16 protein-coding genes are annotated in these 16,972 nt (G+C 62.2%); 3 read left to right on the top strand and 13 right to left on the bottom strand.

Annotated elements, in window-relative coordinates:
- Positions 1 to 382: 382 nt before the first annotated feature.
- From GVK32_RS04840 to GVK32_RS04825, 4 genes are all read right to left on the bottom strand, one after another.
- Positions 383 to 1,396, bottom strand: coding sequence for a HoxN/HupN/NixA family nickel/cobalt transporter (locus tag GVK32_RS04840; protein ID WP_159865747.1), 1,014 nt, complete (start codon positions 1,394 to 1,396; stop codon positions 383 to 385).
- A complete protein-coding gene (hypF, locus tag GVK32_RS04835) occupies positions 1,393 to 3,627 on the bottom strand; it encodes a carbamoyltransferase HypF (protein ID WP_159865744.1) in 2,235 nt (744 codons plus the stop codon). Before hypF ends, GVK32_RS04840 begins: the two co-directional genes overlap by 4 nt.
- 12 nt (positions 3,628 to 3,639) lie before the next feature.
- On the bottom strand, positions 3,640 to 4,167 hold the full coding sequence (gene hydN, locus GVK32_RS04830; protein WP_159865741.1) for an electron transport protein HydN: 528 nt from the start codon (positions 4,165 to 4,167) through the stop codon (positions 3,640 to 3,642).
- 134 nt (positions 4,168 to 4,301) lie between these two features.
- Positions 4,302 to 5,315, bottom strand: coding sequence for a LacI family DNA-binding transcriptional regulator (locus GVK32_RS04825; protein ID WP_159865738.1), 1,014 nt, complete (start codon positions 5,313 to 5,315; stop codon positions 4,302 to 4,304).
- Between the two features lie 265 nt (positions 5,316 to 5,580).
- Between GVK32_RS04825 and ascF the strand changes: the two genes are divergently transcribed.
- Positions 5,581 to 7,023: a PTS cellobiose/arbutin/salicin transporter subunit IIBC gene (gene ascF / locus GVK32_RS04820; RefSeq protein ID WP_159865735.1), complete on the top strand. Its 1,443-nt coding sequence runs from the start codon at positions 5,581 to 5,583 to the stop codon at positions 7,021 to 7,023.
- A gap of 27 nt (positions 7,024 to 7,050) precedes the next feature.
- Positions 7,051 to 8,475, top strand: coding sequence for a 6-phospho-beta-glucosidase (locus GVK32_RS04815; RefSeq protein WP_159865732.1), 1,425 nt, complete (start codon positions 7,051 to 7,053; stop codon positions 8,473 to 8,475).
- A 93-nt stretch (positions 8,476 to 8,568) separates the two neighbouring features.
- Here GVK32_RS04815 and hycI read toward each other — a convergent pair whose 3' ends face one another.
- The 9 genes from hycI to hycA all read right to left on the bottom strand — a co-directional run bounded on the left by hycI (position 8,569) and on the right by hycA (position 16,390).
- Positions 8,569 to 9,054 (bottom strand): hydrogenase maturation peptidase HycI, encoded by a 486-nt coding sequence (gene hycI / locus GVK32_RS04810; RefSeq protein ID WP_159865729.1) that lies wholly within the window; start codon positions 9,052 to 9,054, stop codon positions 8,569 to 8,571.
- Complete coding sequence (locus GVK32_RS04805) at positions 9,047 to 9,457, bottom strand: formate hydrogenlyase maturation HycH family protein (RefSeq protein ID WP_041146894.1); 411 nt, start codon at positions 9,455 to 9,457, stop codon at positions 9,047 to 9,049. The genes hycI and GVK32_RS04805 overlap by 8 nt, the downstream gene beginning before the upstream one ends.
- Positions 9,454 to 10,221, bottom strand: a complete 768-nt coding sequence (locus GVK32_RS04800; protein WP_159865726.1) for an NADH-quinone oxidoreductase subunit B family protein — start codon at positions 10,219 to 10,221, stop codon at positions 9,454 to 9,456. The genes GVK32_RS04805 and GVK32_RS04800 overlap by 4 nt, the downstream gene beginning before the upstream one ends.
- Positions 10,221 to 10,763, bottom strand: coding sequence for a formate hydrogenlyase complex iron-sulfur subunit (locus tag GVK32_RS04795; protein ID WP_159865723.1), 543 nt, complete (start codon positions 10,761 to 10,763; stop codon positions 10,221 to 10,223). Before GVK32_RS04795 ends, GVK32_RS04800 begins: the two co-directional genes overlap by 1 nt.
- Before the next feature lie 9 nt (positions 10,764 to 10,772).
- Positions 10,773 to 12,482, bottom strand: a complete 1,710-nt coding sequence (gene hycE / locus GVK32_RS04790; RefSeq protein ID WP_159865720.1) for a formate hydrogenlyase subunit HycE — start codon at positions 12,480 to 12,482, stop codon at positions 10,773 to 10,775.
- Positions 12,483 to 12,500: 18 nt separating this feature from the next.
- Positions 12,501 to 13,424, bottom strand: a complete 924-nt coding sequence (locus tag GVK32_RS04785; RefSeq protein ID WP_123708575.1) for a respiratory chain complex I subunit 1 family protein — start codon at positions 13,422 to 13,424, stop codon at positions 12,501 to 12,503.
- A 2-nt stretch (positions 13,425 to 13,426) separates the two neighbouring features.
- On the bottom strand, positions 13,427 to 15,253 hold the full coding sequence (gene hycC / locus GVK32_RS04780) for a formate hydrogenlyase subunit 3 (RefSeq protein WP_159865717.1): 1,827 nt from the start codon (positions 15,251 to 15,253) through the stop codon (positions 13,427 to 13,429).
- Positions 15,250 to 15,858 carry a 4Fe-4S dicluster domain-containing protein gene (locus tag GVK32_RS04775; RefSeq protein ID WP_041146900.1) on the bottom strand — a complete coding sequence of 203 codons (609 nt, stop codon included), beginning with the start codon at positions 15,856 to 15,858 and terminating at the stop codon, positions 15,250 to 15,252. Before GVK32_RS04775 ends, hycC begins: the two co-directional genes overlap by 4 nt.
- Before the next feature lie 82 nt (positions 15,859 to 15,940).
- Positions 15,941 to 16,390 (bottom strand): formate hydrogenlyase regulator HycA, encoded by a 450-nt coding sequence (hycA, locus tag GVK32_RS04770; RefSeq protein ID WP_159865714.1) that lies wholly within the window; start codon positions 16,388 to 16,390, stop codon positions 15,941 to 15,943.
- Positions 16,391 to 16,604: 214 nt separating this feature from the next.
- On the opposite strand from hycA, the gene hypA reads away from it, so the two are divergent.
- Positions 16,605 to 16,955 (top strand): hydrogenase maturation nickel metallochaperone HypA, encoded by a 351-nt coding sequence (gene hypA, locus GVK32_RS04765; RefSeq protein WP_041146902.1) that lies wholly within the window; start codon positions 16,605 to 16,607, stop codon positions 16,953 to 16,955.
- Positions 16,956 to 16,972 lie beyond the last annotated feature (17 nt).

The raw sequence follows: 16,972 nt of genomic DNA, 5'->3' as shown, positions 1-16,972 counted from the left end.
ACGCCCTGAGCGTTGGTCCGGCAGGACACGGAACTGGCAACCGATAGGCGAGGTAATGCTGAATCCAGAGCGGGGAAAACAGGCAGCCTAAATTAACCGGGGGTGCCAACTATCTTGACACTTACCGCGTTCCCCGGTGCGCTTAACGATACCGGTGACCTGCCGGTCATCCAGCGGGAGAAGCCCGGCTATGATTGCCTGAAGCGAAGCCGCGACTGACCCTTAAGGTAAAATCCCGGCTCAGGCGGCCGGGGTTGTTATAAAGATCAATCCGGACCTGCAGTAGGTGACTTACGGGCTTTGCGCTCATCTAAATAGCTGCGTTTCCCGGCTCTGGTGAATAATGCGCGACCCGGGACCCCGAACCATTAAAAGGCCTGACCTACTGCGCCAGATTATCGTATCCGCGCCAGCGATAGTTAATCACCGACAGCACCCAGCAGGCGACAAACAGCCCGATGACTACGAAGCCGGCGTTGCCGAGATTATCGTTCAGCGCCGCCACCCAGCGCCACGGCCCGCCGCTGAGCGCAAACTTATCCATCAGCAGACCCAGCGCCTCCATGCCGCCGATAAACAGCGCCACCACCACCGAAGTCCCGGTAATGGTCATATTGTAATAGAGCTTGCGCTGCGGCTTGCTGAACGCCCAGCCGTAGGCGCCGACCATCAGCACGTTATCGAGGGTATCCACCAGCGCCATGCCGCTGGCAAACAGCGCCGGGAAGACCATAATCGACCAGATAGAGATGCCGCTCGAGGCGCTGGCGGCGGAGATCCCCAGCACGCCAATCTCGGTCGCGGTATCAAACCCGAGGCCGAACAAAAAGCCGACCAGATACATCTGCCAGCTGCGGCTGATCAGACGGAAGGTTTTGCCGAACAGCCAGCTCATCATCCCGCCGCCCGCCGCCACCTCATCGCTCACCTTCTCCCCCTGCTTCCACGCCTGAAAGCTGCGCCAGACGCTGCGCAGAATAACCAGATTGATAAAGGCCATTAGCAGCAGAAACAGCGCCGAAACGGCGGTACCGATCGCGCTGCCGGTATCGTGAAACCAGCTCATCTGCTGGCCGAACGTCGTCGCGGTGGCGGCAATGGCGGCGGAGGCCAGCACCACAATCGACGAGTGCCCCAGCGAGAACCAGGCGCCCACGCCGAACGGGCGCCGCCCCTGCTGCATCATCTTGCGCGTCACGCTATCAATCGCCGCAATATGATCGGCATCGACCGCATGACGCAGGCCGTATCCCCAGGCCAGCAGGCTGGCGGCCATCAGCGCGCCGCTATCGCCAAAGGCCTGCCACGCCCAGACCCAGGCGATCAGGTTGGCCACAATAAGCCCCAGCACCAGCGCTGCGGCGCGCGGCTGCTGGCGTAAAATCGTCACTATCATGATGGTGTCCTGTGAGCCTGCCAGCGGGCGGCGGCGACCGCCGCCTGACCAAACGCTATCGCTCCATCACCGGCAGGCAGCTGATGCGGAAACAGCAGAGTAAAATCCGCCAGATAAAACGTCAATCGGCAAACCAGCAGCCGGTTGTGCAGCACCCCGCCGCTAAACACCAGCGTAGAGATGCCGCGCCTGACGGCGTGGTCGCGCACCATTGCCGCCAGCCCGCGGGCCAGCGCATCGTGAAAAGCCCAGGCCTTGTGCGCTGGCTGCGCCTGCCAGCCTAGCCACAAGCGCCAGAAGGTGGCGAGATCCAGCTGACCGTCGCGCCACGGCAGGCTAACCGGATGATCGACACCCTCGCAGGTCGCCGCCAGCGCCTCCAGCCGGCAGGCCGCTTCCCCTTCGTAGCTCAGCGTGGTCGGCGCGCAGCCCAGCGCGCAGGCCACGGCATCAAACAGCCGTCCGCAGGAAGAGGCCTTAGGCGCATTAATTCCCCGCTCGACGGCGCGGGCGACCAGCGGCCACGCCTGTCGGAGCAGAGCCTCGGTTTCAGGATAGCGTTGCCACTCCGGCACAAAGGCCAGGCAGTGGGCCAGCAGGTTGCGCCACGGCTGACGCGCCGCCAGATCGCCGCCGGGGAGCGCCACCGCCGGCAGGCCCGCCAGATGCTCACACTGGCGGTAGTTCACCCGCAGGCATTCGCCGCCCCACAGCGCGCCGTCCTCCCCCATGCCGATGCCGTCCAGCACCAGGGCGATGACGTCCCCGCCCGCCAGCGGCCAGCCGTGCTCCGCCAGGCAGGCGGCGGCGTGGGCGTGGTGGTGCAGCACCCGCTCGATCGGCAGCGGCATCGACGCCGCCCACTTTGCCGAACGGTAGCCCGGATGCGCATCGATCACGATCCCCTGCGGGGTAAAAGCGTAAATCTCCTGCATCAGGCGCAGCGCCTCACGCCACTGCGCCTCCACGCCCTCATCGCCGAGGTCGCCAAAATGCTGGCTCAGCACCGCTTCACCACCGCGCACCAGGCAGAAGGTATTTTTCATATCCGCGCCGAGGCACAGCAGCGGCGGGAGGTCGTGAAACCCCGGCGGCAGCGGCAGCGCGTCCGGCACGTAGCCGCGCGAACGGCGCAGCATCTCCCCGCTCTGCCGCACCACGGAATCATCCATCCGCTGCACGATATCGCGGTTATGCAGCAAAAATCCGTCGGCAATCCCGGCTAAATCCGCCAGCGCCCGCTCGTTAGTCAGCGCCGGAGGGCGCCCGCTGAGGTTGCCGGAAGTCATCACCACCGGGCGCGCCAGCGCCTGCAGCACCAGGTGTTGGAGCGGGTTCGACGCCAGCATGACGCCAGCTTCCGCCAGCCCCGGCGCGATATCGTCGCACAGGCCGTCGATCCGCTTTTTATCCACTAGCACCACCGGCGCGGGGGGCGACGACAGCAGCGCCAGCGCCTCGGCCGGCAATCCCTCCGCCGTCGGCAGCATCACCGCCAGCGGTTTAGCCGGGCGATACTTGCGCTGGCGCAGGGTCGCCACGGCGTCCGCGTTTCCGGCGTCACAGGCGAGATGGAAGCCGCCAAGCCCTTTAATCGCCACAATGTGCCCGGCAGCAAGCCGCTCCGCTGCCGCCCGCAGCGCCGCCTCGCCGTAGCAGCTCTCCTCCCCACTGCGCCACTCAAGCCGCGGCCCGCACGATTCGCAGGCCACCGGCTGGGCATGAAAACGCCTGTCGGCAGGATTGCGGTATTCGGCTTCGCAGGACGGGCACAGCGGGAACGGCGCCATCGCGGTAAACGGGCGGTCGTAGGGCATGGCGCGAATAATGGTAAAGCGCGGCCCGCAGTGGGTGCAGTTGATAAACGGATAGCGGTAGCGGCGCTCGTCGGGATCGTTCATCTCCGCCAGGCACGCCGGACAGGTGGCGGCATCGGGAACAATCTGCGTGCGCATGGTCCCGCCTGCGCTCCGGCTGATGGTGAACGCCGCCGGCAGGGCCTGCCAGACAAACGGTGCGACCCGCACGCTGTCGATTCGCGCCAGCGGCGGACAGTGGCGAGCCAGCTCGGGGATAAACTCCGCCTCGTCGCCCAGCAGGCGCACCAGCACGCCGTCGCCGTCGTTGCACACGTCGCCGAGGCGCCCTAAGCGCTGCGCCAGCTGCCAGACGAAGGGGCGAAATCCCACCCCCTGCACCTTGCCGCGGATGCGGATTTCCACCCCGTTCATGCCGCTATCGTCCTACCAGGCCAGCGCCGTACGACGACGTTTTTCAATATTCATCTGCTCGAGCTTATTGCGGTCAACGCAGATAAGCGCGTGCGTCGGGCAGACGTCCATACAGGCCGGTCCCTCTTCGCGATGATGACAAAGGTCACACTTATTGGCTTCGGCTTTTTCCGCCGCTACGTTCAGGCCGGCGCCGCTATGGCGGATCACCGGACGCACCACCACTTCCATCGCCCCATACGGGCAGGCCACGACGCAGGTTTTGCAGCCGATACAGCGCTCCTGCATCACGTGGACAAAACCCTTATCGCGGCTGATGGCCCCGTTCGGGCAGACGTTAGCGCAGGGCGCGTCTTCACACTGACGACAGGCGGTGGCGGTCGACACGTTGACGCCCTTGATCACATGGATACGCGGTAAAAAAGATTTTGGCGTCAGCACGGCGCAGTCCTGATTAGCCTGATGAGAGACCACGCAGGCTACTTCGCAGGTGCGACAGCCGATGCATTTGCTCGCGTCGGCAATAATGAAACGGTTCATCCATTTCTCCAGCAGTAAGAAGGTTACGCGCCGGAGTATGCATAATACGTTCCAGTTTTTATCACATTGATAGTAAAAGGAATTAATTAGCTGATTTCTGTCATCGTCAGATGTGACGATGACAGATGACGATCTCAGACGCCGGGGCCAGCGGTAAGAGAGTCGCGCTCAATCAGCTCGCCGGGGAAGGTTTGCTGGAATTTTAAATCGCCGCCGTCGAGCATAAAAATCAGCCGGTTAATGCTCTCTTTGATCATCTCCGTCACCGGAATTTTGACGCTGGACAGCGCCGGGATCATATAGGGCGCCAGAACGATGTCATCGAAGCCAATCACCGAGACCTGCTCCGGCACTTTCACGCCGTGCAGATGCAGCTGCTTCATCGCGCCAATCGCCATATCGTCGTTGCTCGCCACCAGAGCGCTGTAGCTGACGCCGCGCTGACGCAGCGTCTCAACCCCGGCCGCGCCGGTTTCCGGCGTCCATCTGCCCTTCACGATCAGCGCTTCGTTGAGCGCGATATCGTGCTGAGCCAGCGCCTCTTTGTAACCGGCGAGACGCTCGATACCGGTCGGCGAATCCAGCGAGCCGGTGATAAAGGCAATCTCGCGATGGCCGCGGGCGATGAGCTGCCGTACCGCGGCCAGGGCCGACGCTTTTTGATCGGACCAGACGCAGTGGCTGGCGTTGCGCCGCAGGCGGCGGTTAAGCACCATGATGGGCCTTTCGTGCTGCTCAACGATGGCGTCCATTTCATCGACGCTCAGAAAGCGCGGGTAGATAATAATCGCGTCGCAGCGCAGGTCGAGGAGGTACTGAATCGCCTCCCGCTCTTCATCGGCGCTGTGCTTGCCGTCGGCGAGGATCAGCTGGCGCCCCTTGTCTTCGGTCATCCGCGCCACCTGAAACAGCAGCTCGCTGAAGTAAACCCCGTGATAGAGGGTATTGGTGACCACCAGCCCCAGGGTCTGGCTCTTTTTGGTGGCGAGGTTGCGCGCCAGCAGGTTCGGCCGGTAGCCGCTTTCGGCAATGGCCTGGAACACGCGATCTTTCGTCTCCTGGCTGACGTAGCCGTTGCCCGATAGCACCCGCGACACCGTCGCCTTCGACACCCCTGCGCGCTTAGCGACCTCCAGCATCGTTGCCATGTCGTTCTTCCTCTTGCAAAAGATGCCCGCAGTGTACTGCACGCCCTGCCGTTTTACAGCCTTGACGCGCGCGCCGGGCAGATTCTTTTCTGCGGCATAATCCGATCAAAATCACAAAACGGAAATATGATTTTTTTATATCTTGTTTGCGAAGGTGAAACTCATCATGATTTTGTGGAACCGGTTTCCTATCTATGTACGCTGCCCTGCCGCTTTGCGGCGCGGTGAAAAGCCAGTACCCCATTGATAAACAGGATAAAATCCGATGTCTAAAAATTATGCAGCCCTGGCACAGCAGATCGTCTCGGCGATCGGCGGCGTTGAGAACGTCACCGCCGTTACCCACTGCATGACCCGCCTTCGTTTCGTGGTCAAAGACAACGAGCGGGTGGATAGCGCGACCCTAAAAGGGCTGAAAGGCGTACTGGGCGTCGTGCGCAGCGATAATCAGTGCCAGGTGATCGTCGGCAACACCGTCTCCCAGGCGTACCGCGAAGTCGTGAGCCTGCTGCCGGGTGAGATGCGCCCGGCGGAGCCCGTGGGCAAGCCGCCGCTGACCTTCAGGCGGGTCGGCGCCGGGATCCTCGATGCGCTGATCGGTACCATGTCGCCGCTGATCCCGGCGATTATCGGCGGATCGATGGTCAAGCTGCTGGCGATGATCCTCGAGATGAGCGGCGTCCTGCCGAAAGGCGCGCCGACGCTCACCATTCTAACGGTGATTGGCGACGGCGCCTTCTTCTTCCTGCCGCTGATGGTCGCCGCCTCCGCAGCGGTCAAATTCAAAACCAATATGTCGCTGGCGATTGCCATTGCCGGGGTGCTGGTGCACCCGAGCTTTATCGAGCTGATGGCTAAGGCCGCTCAGGGCGAACACGTCGAGTTCGCCTTTATTCCGGTTACCGCGGTGAAATATACCTACACCGTGATCCCGGCGCTGGTGATGACCTGGTGCCTCTCTTATATCGAGCGCTGGGTCGACAGGATCACCCCGGCGGTGACGAAAAACTTCCTTAAGCCGATGCTGATCGTGCTGATCGCCGCGCCGCTGGCCATTCTGCTGATCGGCCCGCTGGGGATCTGGATCGGCAGCGCTATCTCGGCGCTGGTTTACACCGTACACCACTACCTCGGCTGGCTGTCGGTGGCGATTATGGGCGCCCTGTGGCCGCTGCTGGTGATGACCGGGATGCACCGCGTCTTTACGCCGACTATCATTCAGACCATTGCCGAAACCGGCAAAGAGGGGATGGTGATGCCGTCAGAAATCGGCGCCAACCTGTCGCTGGGCGGCTCGTCGCTGGCGGTGGCGTGGAAAACGAAAAACCCGGAGCTGCGCCAGACGGCGCTGGCGGCGGCGGCCTCGGCTATTCTGGCCGGGATCTCCGAGCCGGCGCTGTACGGGGTCGCAATACGGCTTAAACGCCCGCTGATCGCCAGCCTGATCAGCGGCTTTATCTGCGGCGCGGTTGCCGGCATCGCCGGGCTTGCCAGCCACTCAATGGCGGCGCCGGGGCTATTTACCAGCGTCCAGTTCTTCGATCCGGCGAATCCGATGACCCTCGTCTGGGTCTTCGGCGTGATGGCGCTGGCGGTGGTGCTGTCGTTTGTGCTGACCCTGCTGCTCGGCTTTGAGGATATTCCGGTGGAAGATGCCGCCGCCGATGCCCGACAGCGCCAGGCGACGAGCGAAGCATCGCACGCCTGAACATAATTTTTGACACAGAGGTAACGCATGGCGACTTTTCCACACGGATTTTTATGGGGCGGCGCACTGGCCGCCAACCAGGCTGAAGGGGCATATCTGGAGGGCGGCAAAGGGCTGACCACCGTCGATACCCTTCCCCACGGCGCCAGGCGCCTGCCGGTCAAGCTGGGGCTGGAAAAGCGCTTTCAGCTGCGTGACGATGAGTTCTACCCCAGCCATACGGCGATAGACTTTTATCATCGTTATAAAGAGGACATCGCCCTGATGGCGGAGATGGGCTTTAGCGTATTTCGCACCTCCATCGCCTGGAGCCGCCTGTTCCCCAACGGCGACGAGCAGGAGCCGAATGCGCAGGGGATCGCCTTCTACCGCTCGCTGTTTGAGGAGTGTAAAAAGCACAATATCGAGCCGCTGGTGACCCTGTGCCACTTCGACGTGCCGATGCATCTGGTGACCGAGTACGGCTCCTGGCGCAATCGCAAAATGGTCGGGTTCTTCACCCACTACGCCCGCACCTGCTTTGAAGCCTTCGATGGGCTGGTGAAGTACTGGCTGACCTTCAACGAAATCAACATCATGCTCCATAGCCCCTACTCCGGCGCCGGCCTGGCGTTCGAAGAGGGGGAGAATCAGGATCAGGTGAAGTATCAGGCCGCGCACCACGAGCTGATTGCCAGCGCCCAGGTGACCAAAATCGCCCACGAGGTGAACGCGCAGAACCAGGTGGGCTGCATGCTGGCGGGCGGCAACTTCTACCCCTACTCCTGCAAGCCGGAAGATGTGTGGATGGCGCTGGAAAAAGATCGCGAAAACCTGCTCTTTATCGACGTGCAGGCGCGCGGCGCCTGGCCGGTATGGGCGGCGCGGATGTTCCGCGAGAAGGGCGTGACGATTGTCAAAGAGCCGGGCGACGACGAGATCCTACGCAACACCGTCGATTTTGTCTCCTTCAGCTACTACGCCTCGCGCTGCGCCTCGGCGGAGATGAACGCCAGCAATACCAACGCGGCCAATATCGTGAAGTCGTTAAAAAACCCCTATATTCAGGCCAGCGAATGGGGCTGGGGAATCGACCCCCTCGGCCTGCGCATCACCATGAATATGATGTATGACCGCTACCAGAAGCCGCTGTTCCTCGTGGAAAACGGCCTCGGCGCGCGGGATGAAATCGACGCCAACGGCGAGATTAACGACGACTACCGCATCAGCTATCTGCGCGAGCACATCAAAGCGATGGGCGACGCTATCGAAGACGGTATTCCGGTGATGGGCTACACCAGCTGGGGCTGTATTGACCTGGTGGCCGCCTCCACCGGCGAGATGAGCAAACGCTACGGCTTCGTCTACGTTGACCGCGATGACGCCGGCAACGGCACCCTCGACCGTAAGCGCAAGAAGTCGTTCTGGTGGTATAAAAAGGTCATTGCCAGCAACGGCGAAGACCTGGCGTAAGGCCGCCTGCCTACCGGCCCCGGATTGCGCCACAAGTGGCTTATCCGGGCTACGAGATAGAGCCCCCTGTAACCGGGGGCTGTCCCGGGTAGATTATCCCTGAAGGCGTTCGTCTTCCGGCGCTTCCAGCGCGGCAAAGCCGCCCTGTCCCTGCCAGCCGTTCAGCCGTCGGTAAACCTCGGCCACCGCGTCCTTAATCGGCTGGGTCATCGGGTAGTAAAAGCCGACGATATCCGGCTGAATACCTAAGAAAATCACCTCACCAACGTCCTCTTTCAGCTGATCGATAAGATAGTTGAGCGGCATATTGTGGGTGGTCATCATAAACATCTCGGCGATGTCGTCGGGATCGACGATGCGGATCTCGCCGGGGTTAAGCCCCATATCGGTGGCGTCGACGATCAGCAGGCGGTCGGGGCGCAGCTCGCGGATCGCGACGACGTCGTTTTCCGGGGCGCTGCCGCCGTCAATCACCACCCAGCCGCCCGTCGGGTTTGCCGCACAAGTTTCCGCCAGCAGCGGACCCGCGCCGTCGTCGCCCATCATGCTGTTGCCCACGCAGAGTAAAACGTCAGTCACGGAGTCTCCTCACCATCAGATAGATGGCGCTTTCCTGGTGAATATCGTGGAGCATGCTGAGCATCAGCCTGCTCCACGCCTGCTGCGCCGGCGTCTGCCCGGCCTGCGCCTTATCGAAGGCGTTGGCCAGCATGGTGACGTGATTGCTGTCGATAACGATTTCGCCATACTTCGGCACGCCTTCCATTTTACGCCGGGCGGTGCTGCCCGCCTCAAGGGTGGCGATCCACGCCAGGTACTCATCCCACGGGCAGCTCAGCGCCGTTTCCAGGCAGTCGATAACCCCGAGATGGTGGCCAATCGCCAGGCTGTAGTAGACAACCTGCTGCGCCTGGTCAGGCGTGGCGTCGTTCTCATCGATAAATTTACGGCTCAGCTGGCTGAACACTACCGTTTCGCTCATCGGATGCGCGCCTCCTCAACCACCTGATTGAGATGGGTGACGATCTCGGTCAGACGCGGATCTTTTTCCGCCTCCAGCCAGCGCACGACCTGGCTGTCGCCCTGGCCGAGCAGGCGCATATAGTCATCGGCAATCTGCCGACCGTAGCGATAGCCCGCCAGACGGCGCGCTTCGCGGTCAATGCGCACCCGCAGCGGCTGGACCATATTCGGATGCAGAATTTCCGCCGCTTTGTCATCCTGCTCGCCCGGCAGCCGGGCGTGAATTTTCTGCTCCAGCAGGCCCAGCGCCATCGCAAAGCCGTACAGCGTCGCCGCCGGCGTCGGCGGGCAGCCGGGAATATAGACGTCGACCGGCACAATTTTGTCGGTGCCGCCCCAGACGCAGTACAGGTCATGGAAGATGCCGCCGCTGTTGCCGCAGGCGCCGTAGGAGATGCAGATTTTCGGGTCCGGCGCGGAGTGCCAGGCACGCAGCGCCGGTGAGCGCATGGCGCGGGTCACCGCCCCGGTGAACAGCAGGATATCGGCGTGACGCGGCGACGGAACGACCTTTATTCCGAAGCGTTCGGCATCAAACAGCGGCGAAAGGGTGGCAAAAATCTCAATCTCGCAGCCGTTGCAGCCGCCGCAGTCCACGCGGTACACGTAGGCGGAACGCTTAATACTCTTCAGCAGTGATGCCTTCATGCTGGCGATAGACTCATCTACCGTCATCGGCACAGGAATGCCGTTCTCATCGCGCGGGCCCAGTAAATTGTTCATCAGCTGGCCTCTCTCATATGGCGAGTCAGTTCAATACGATCGGACGGCACCAGGCACTTCTGGCGCTTGCACTCCGGGCAGGTCTCGAAGCTTTCGCGGTGCAGCTCGGCGCGGGTATCGCCGTTGTGCTCCAGCAGCGCGATGGCGTAATCGATCTCTTTTTGCACGGCGAAAGGACGCGCGCACGCCCGGCAGCGGCACATATCAAAGCGCGACTGCTGGAGGAAATCCTCTTTCTTCCACACCGCCAGCTCGTACTCCTGCGAGAGCTTAATCGCCGCCGTCGGGCACACCTCCTCGCAGCGGCCGCAAAAGATGCAGCGACCGAGGTTGAACTGCCACGCCAGCTGGTTGGCGGCGAGGTCGGTCTCCACCGTCAGGGCATTCGACGGGCAGGCGTTAACGCAGGCCGCGCAGCCGATGCACTGCTGCGGATTGTGCTCCGGCTTGCCGCGGAAGTTTTTATCCACCGGCATCGGCTCCAGCGGATAAGCGTGCGTCGCGGTGCCGGTCTTAATGACTTTTTTGATAAAGGTAAACATGGCGGCTCCTTATTTCAGCGGCGAGTTTTTACGCTCGATGCTGTAGCGCTCCAGCTCTTTGTACGGCACCACTTTGCTTTTCTTCTTCCGCACGTCGACCACGGTCATTCGGTCGGTACAGGAGTAGCAGGGATCGAGACTGCCGATAATCAGCGGCGCATCGGAGACGGTGTTGCCGCGCAGCATATAGCGCAGGGTCGGCCAGTTGGCGTAGGTCGCCGCCCGGCAGCGCCAGCGGTAGAGCTTCTGGTTGTCGCCGGTCATGCTCCAGTGGATATCATCCCCGCGCGGCGCTTCCGAGAAGCCCAGCGCAAAACGGTGTGGGATATAGGTGAAGCCGTCCACCATCAGCGGGCCGCCCGGCAGATTGTCGAGGCCAAAGTCGATCATATTCAGCGCGGTGTAAACCTCGTTAATGCGCACCTTGAGGCGCGAAATCACGTCGCAGCCCTGCTCGCTGTGCACTTCCATCGGCAGCAGGCCGTAGCCGACGAACGGATGGTCGGCGCGGGTATCGCGCGCGTGGCCGCTGGCGCGCACCATCGGGCCAACGTTGCTGAAGTCGCGGGCGATTTGCGGGTCGAGGCGGCCGATGCCGACGGTGCGCTGCTCCATATTTGGCGTGCTGAGCAGCATCTCCACCAACTCCTGCACGTCGCGGCGCATCTGCTGCGCCAGCTGGCGGGTCTGGATCATATCCTCTTTCAGCAGGTCGCGACGGATGCCGCCAATCAGGTTCAGGCCGTAGGTTTTACGCGCTCCGGTGAGGATCTCCGCCATTTTCATCGACGTCTCGCGCACGCGGAAGAACTGCATAAAGCCGGAGTCAAAGCCGGTGAAGTGGCAGGCGAGGCCGAGGTTGAGCAGGTGCGAATGCAGACGCTCTACCTCCAGCAAAATGGCGCGGATCATCTGCGCGCGTTCCGGCACCACGATGCCCATCGCGTTCTCAACCGAGGTGGTATAAGCGGTGCTGTGGGCAAAGCCGCAGATGCCGCACACCCGATCGGAGAGGAAGGTCACTTCGTTGTAGCCCATCCGGGTTTCCGCCAGCTTCTCCATCCCGCGATGGACGTAGAACAGGCGGTAGTCGGCGTCGATAATATTTTCGCCGTCAACGAACAGGCGGAAATGGCCAGGCTCATCGGAGGTGACGTGCAGCGGGCCAATCGGCACCACGTTATTCTTCTTACTGCCCAGCTCGTTAATGAACTCGTAGGTTTCTGCATCGGTGGTCGGCGCCGGGCGCTGACGGTAGTCCATGCTGTCTTTGCGCAGCGGGTAGAGTTCGTCCGGCCAGTCGTCCGGCAGCACCAGACGGCGCTCGTCCGGCAGGCCAACCGGCAGCAGGCCGTACATGTCGCGCACTTCGCGCTCGCCCCATACCGCCGCGGGCACCCGCGGCGTCACCGACGGATATTCCGGCTTATTGGCATCCACTTCCACACGCACGGTTATCCAGCATTTGGTCCCCTGCTCCATCGACAGTACGTAGTAAACAGCATAGTGGCCGTTGAGCTTGCGCTCGTCGTTGCCGAACAGCACCGACAGCCAGCCGCCCTGCTGGTAGTAGAGAAACTCCACCACTTCCGGGAGATAGTTGATCTTCACCGTGACGGTGAGCTGATCGTTGGTCTGCCAGGCCTCGTCCAGCACCACGCCCGGGAAGGCCTGATGCAGCGCGGCGAGATAGCGTTGACCCGGTTTTTCTTCGTTCATATATAAAACTCTCTTAAATCACGCCACCAGCAAGGAGACGAAGGCTAAAAAGGCAAAGCCAAAACCGGCCCAGGTAACGCGGGACGTGGCACAAAAGCGCAGGCGCGCCATGCTGTTTTCAAACAGGGCAATAATCAGGACGCCGGCCACCAGCTTGACGACGGCGACGACCAGCGCCAGCAGCAGCCCGCCGACGCTAAAGCTGGTCATCTGCCCCCACGGAATAAACACGCCGACAAACATCTGCAGGACCACCAGCTGCTTGAGGCTAATCCCCCATTTCAGCACCGCGAAACCGCTGCCGCTGTATTCGGTCAGCGGCCCTTCCTGCAGCTCCTGCTCCGCCTCAGCGAGATCGAACGGCAGCTTGCCCATTTCGATAAAGGTGGCAAAAGCGCAGGCGGCCAGCGCGAGGAGCAGCGGAATGCTGCGCGCGGCGGGCCAGTGGTAGAGGGTGTCGGTGATGCTGCTGATATGGGTTGAACCGGCAACCTGCGCCGCCACCCACAGGCCCAGCAGCAGAATCGGCTCCACCAGCACGCCGAGCATTGCTTCACGGCTGGCGCCGATGGCGGTAAACGGGCTGCCGGTGTCGAGCCCGGCGATCGCAAAGAAGAAGCGGGCGATGGCGAACAGATAGATCAGCGTAATCAGGTCGCCCAGCCCCGCCATCGGCGAGTCAACGGTGACCACCGGCAGCGCGGTGGCGATGGTCAGCATCACGCCAACCATCACGTACGGCATCAGGCGGAATACCCAGCCGGAGGCGTCGGGGCCGATGCTCTGGCGCCCCAACAGCTTGATAATGTCCCGATACTCCTGCAGCACCCCCGGCCCGCGGCGGTTATGCAGGCGGGCGCGGGCGACGCGGGTGATGCCGGACAGCAGCGGCGCGGCGGCAAACAGCACCAGCGCCTGCAACAATGCAACGAATACGCTCATTCTCAGGCTCCTCGTGAAATGACAATAACCACCAGCACCGCCAGCTCAATCAGCGCAACGCTGCGCAGCAGCGCGGGCGCGGAGCCGCTGTGCCAGCCGGGGATCAGGCGTACCGGGTTTAGCCAGTGGCGCAGCTTGAGCAGCGGGGCAAAGGCCTCTTTGACCGGCATCGCGAAGCCGTGAGCGGTCACCACCATCGATTTCTCATGGTCGTAGCCGCAGACCCAGGCCGCGCCGCGGGAGCGCGACGGCAGGCGGTCGCCTTTGAAGAAAATCATCAGCAACAGCGGCAGCAGCGGGCAGGCAATCAGCAGAATGGCGATCGGCGGCTGCGACACCACGCTCGCGACCTGAGCCTGGGCCGGCACCACGCCGCCTACCAGCGGCAGAAGCCACGGCGCGGCCACCCCGCCAATCACGCAGCAGAGCGCGGAAAGCACCACGCTGAAGGTCATCAGCCGCGGGGCGCAGGTGGCGTTTTCCGCCTGCTGGCTCCGCGGCGCGCCGAGGAAGGTGACGCCGTAGACTTTGGCCATGCACATCACCGCCAGGGCGCCGGTAATCGCCAGGCCTACCGCCAGCATTGGCCCGATCAGGCGGCCGATAAACGCCCCGCCGGTGCTGAGCTTAAAGAACGACTGATAGATAACCCACTCGCCGGCAAAGCCGTTCAGCGGCGGCAGCGCCGCCATCGCCATCAGGCCCACCAGCATAGAGAGCGAAATCAGCGGCATTCTTTTACCGATGCCGCCGAGCTTTTCGATATCGCGGTGGCCGGTGCGGAACCACACCGCCCCGGCGCCAAGGAACAGCGTGGTTTTGAACAGACCGTGGTTGATCAGGTGATACATCCCGCCGATAAAGCCCAGCACCATCAGGCTGGCGTTATTGAGGGCCACGCCGGTGACGAAGGCGCCGAGCCCCAGCAGGATGATGCCAATATTTTCCAGGCTGTGGTACGCCAGCAGGCGCTGGATGTTGTGCTCCATCAGCGCGTACAGCCCGCCGATAAAGGCGGTAATCATCCCCAGCGCCAGCAGCAGCACGCCCCACCACAGCGGCGGCACGCCGCCAGCCAGGGAGACCGTCAGGATGCCGAACAGGCCCACCTTCATCACTACCGTGGAGAACAGCGCGGCGGCCGGCGCGCTGGCGTCGGCATGGGCCTGCGGCGCCCAGCCGTGCAGCGGAATAACCCCCGACAGCAGCGCAAAGCCCGCCAGCGCCGGGAGCCACAGCAGCATCTGCTGCGGGGCGCCGGCGGCCAGCAGGCTAATCTGCGCCAGATCGAGCGTGCCGTAAAACGACCACACCAGCCAGCAGCTCCACGCCAGCAGCAGCGTGCCGAAGCGGCCCAGCGCAAACCACAGCTTGCCGGACTGCGCACAACCGGTGAGGAAGGCGCCGCACAGGGCCATAATTTCCGCCATCACCACCAGGCTGCCGAAGCTGGTCGTCACGACGGCGCAGGTGGCGGCCGCCAGCAGCAGGTTGACCAGCAGGCCGTTTGCTTTTACCTGCGGATGGCGGTGCCAGGAAATATTGAACAGTGAAATCGGTAATGCAGAGAGGCCGATGGCCAGCAGCCACAGGGCGTTAATCCCGCTAATCCGAATCGGCAGGGAGAGCATCTGCAGCACGCCGCTGCTCACCCGGCCCGGCATCAGCAGCGTTTCGATGCCCACAGCGATCAGCATCGCGCTGGCCACCGCCCCGCCGATCCCGGCAATCGCGCCGCTGAGCGGCTTTCTCAGGCTAAAGAGCAGCGCCAGCACGGCGCTGACGGTGTACCAAACCACCGCCTGATTAACTAAAGAGATGATGTTCACTTCACGCCCCCCTGTTGCGCCTGAAACAGCGACAAATCGCCGAGGTCGGCATTAAAAGTCAGCTCGCGCTTGCGCCTGCTGGCCTGGGCGATATCGCGGATATCCACCAGCAGCAGCGCCTTTGTCGGGCAGGTACGCACGCAGGCTGGCCCCTGCTCATCGAAATGGCACAGATCGCATTTCACCGCGATGGCGCGCACGCCGGGTACCCAGTCGAGCAGCGAACTGACGCGGGCGGGCGCGGGCGGCGCGGCGGGCGCCAGCGGCGTATTCGCGTTTGCCGGAATATCCAACGGCCGGCTGCCGGAAAATTCGATCGCGCCAAACGGGCAGGCGATGCCGCAAAGCTTGCAGCTTACGCACAGGCTTTCGTTTAGCTGGACCGCGCCGTCGATGCGGTTAATGGCGTTAACCGGACACACCGCGGCGCAGGGGGCGTCTTCGCAGTGGTGGCACATCTGCGGCGCAGATTCTTTTTCATTACGCATGACCTGCAGTCGCGGCATCGCCTGCAGGCCCTGCTGGCGATGCGTCTCAGCGCATGCGGCTTCGCAGGTGCGGCAGCCGATACAGACGGTGGAGTCAGCAATTACAAAACGGTTCACCGGGTCTTCCTCGGGTGAAAGTCATTTTTGACGAAATCAGGTGGTGCAGATGTCATTTTCGACACTCGTCGACACCTTGCGCTTAGTGGGCCAGCCGCAGATGGCTTAAATCCACCGGCTGGTCCTGTTCCATGGCCTCATACAGGCGGTCGTACACGGTCGCCACGATCGCCAGATAGTGCTCCAACACCTGCTCGCGGAAGCGGTTGCTGATGCGCCCATCGACGGTGCCGTCGGAGGCCAGCGTCGCCTGCGCAATCAGGCGCTTATCTTCGCCATTTTTGCTTTGTACGTAGTATTCGATGGTGTGGCTGTTAAAGCCTTCCGCCAGCGCGACAAACACCTGAAAGTGGCCGAACAGCACGAAGCACAGCTCTTTGTCCGGCGCGCAGCTCATCGCATGATGCAGGCGCGCTTTCGACAGGGTGATACCCTGAACCAACGAGTTGCAGTAGGTGTGCCACTGCTCCTGATGCTGGCGGTGACGATCGGCGATGTAGTCCGCCTTTTCACTTATTTCCCAAATAGTCATCTCGGATCCCCCGGTTGCATGAGATGCACTGCACAAGCATTTTCCATGCCAATTTTTATGTATTTGATATTTAAATAAATTAATAAAAACAGAGGCCTTCAGCGACATGTCGATGACGTCATCAGGCCATCGTCATCGACAGTTTCTCCGGCTATACCGATTCCCTGGCATCGTTATTGCATATACGGTCAATTGCGGCGATGTGGAGGCCACCATGCACGAAATCACTCTGAGCCAGCGGGCGCTGGAAATTATTGAACAACAAGCGCAGCAGGCCGGCGCGCGGCGGGTCAGCGGCGTGTGGCTCAAGGTCGGGGCCTTTTCCTGCGTCGAGGCCAGCGCGCTGACCTTCTGCTTTGAGCTGGTGTGCCGCGGCACGCTGGCGGAAGGCTGCGAGCTGCATATCGCCGAGCAGCAGGCTGAATGCTGGTGTGAGTCCTGCCAGCAGTACGTGCAGCTGATCTCTCAGCACGTGCGGCGCTGCCCGCAGTGTCAGAGCGACGGGCTACAGATCGTGGCGGACGATGGCCTACAGATTCAGAGAATAGAAGTGATCCCCGCCTGATTCGGCCGGGATCGCGG

Origin of the sequence: Klebsiella sp. 18074, assembly GCF_902705905.1 — a bacterium.
In the GTDB taxonomy this organism is placed as follows: Bacteria; Pseudomonadota; Gammaproteobacteria; order Enterobacterales; family Enterobacteriaceae; genus Klebsiella; species Klebsiella terrigena.
This window is presented reverse-complemented; position numbering and strand designations above follow the sequence as displayed.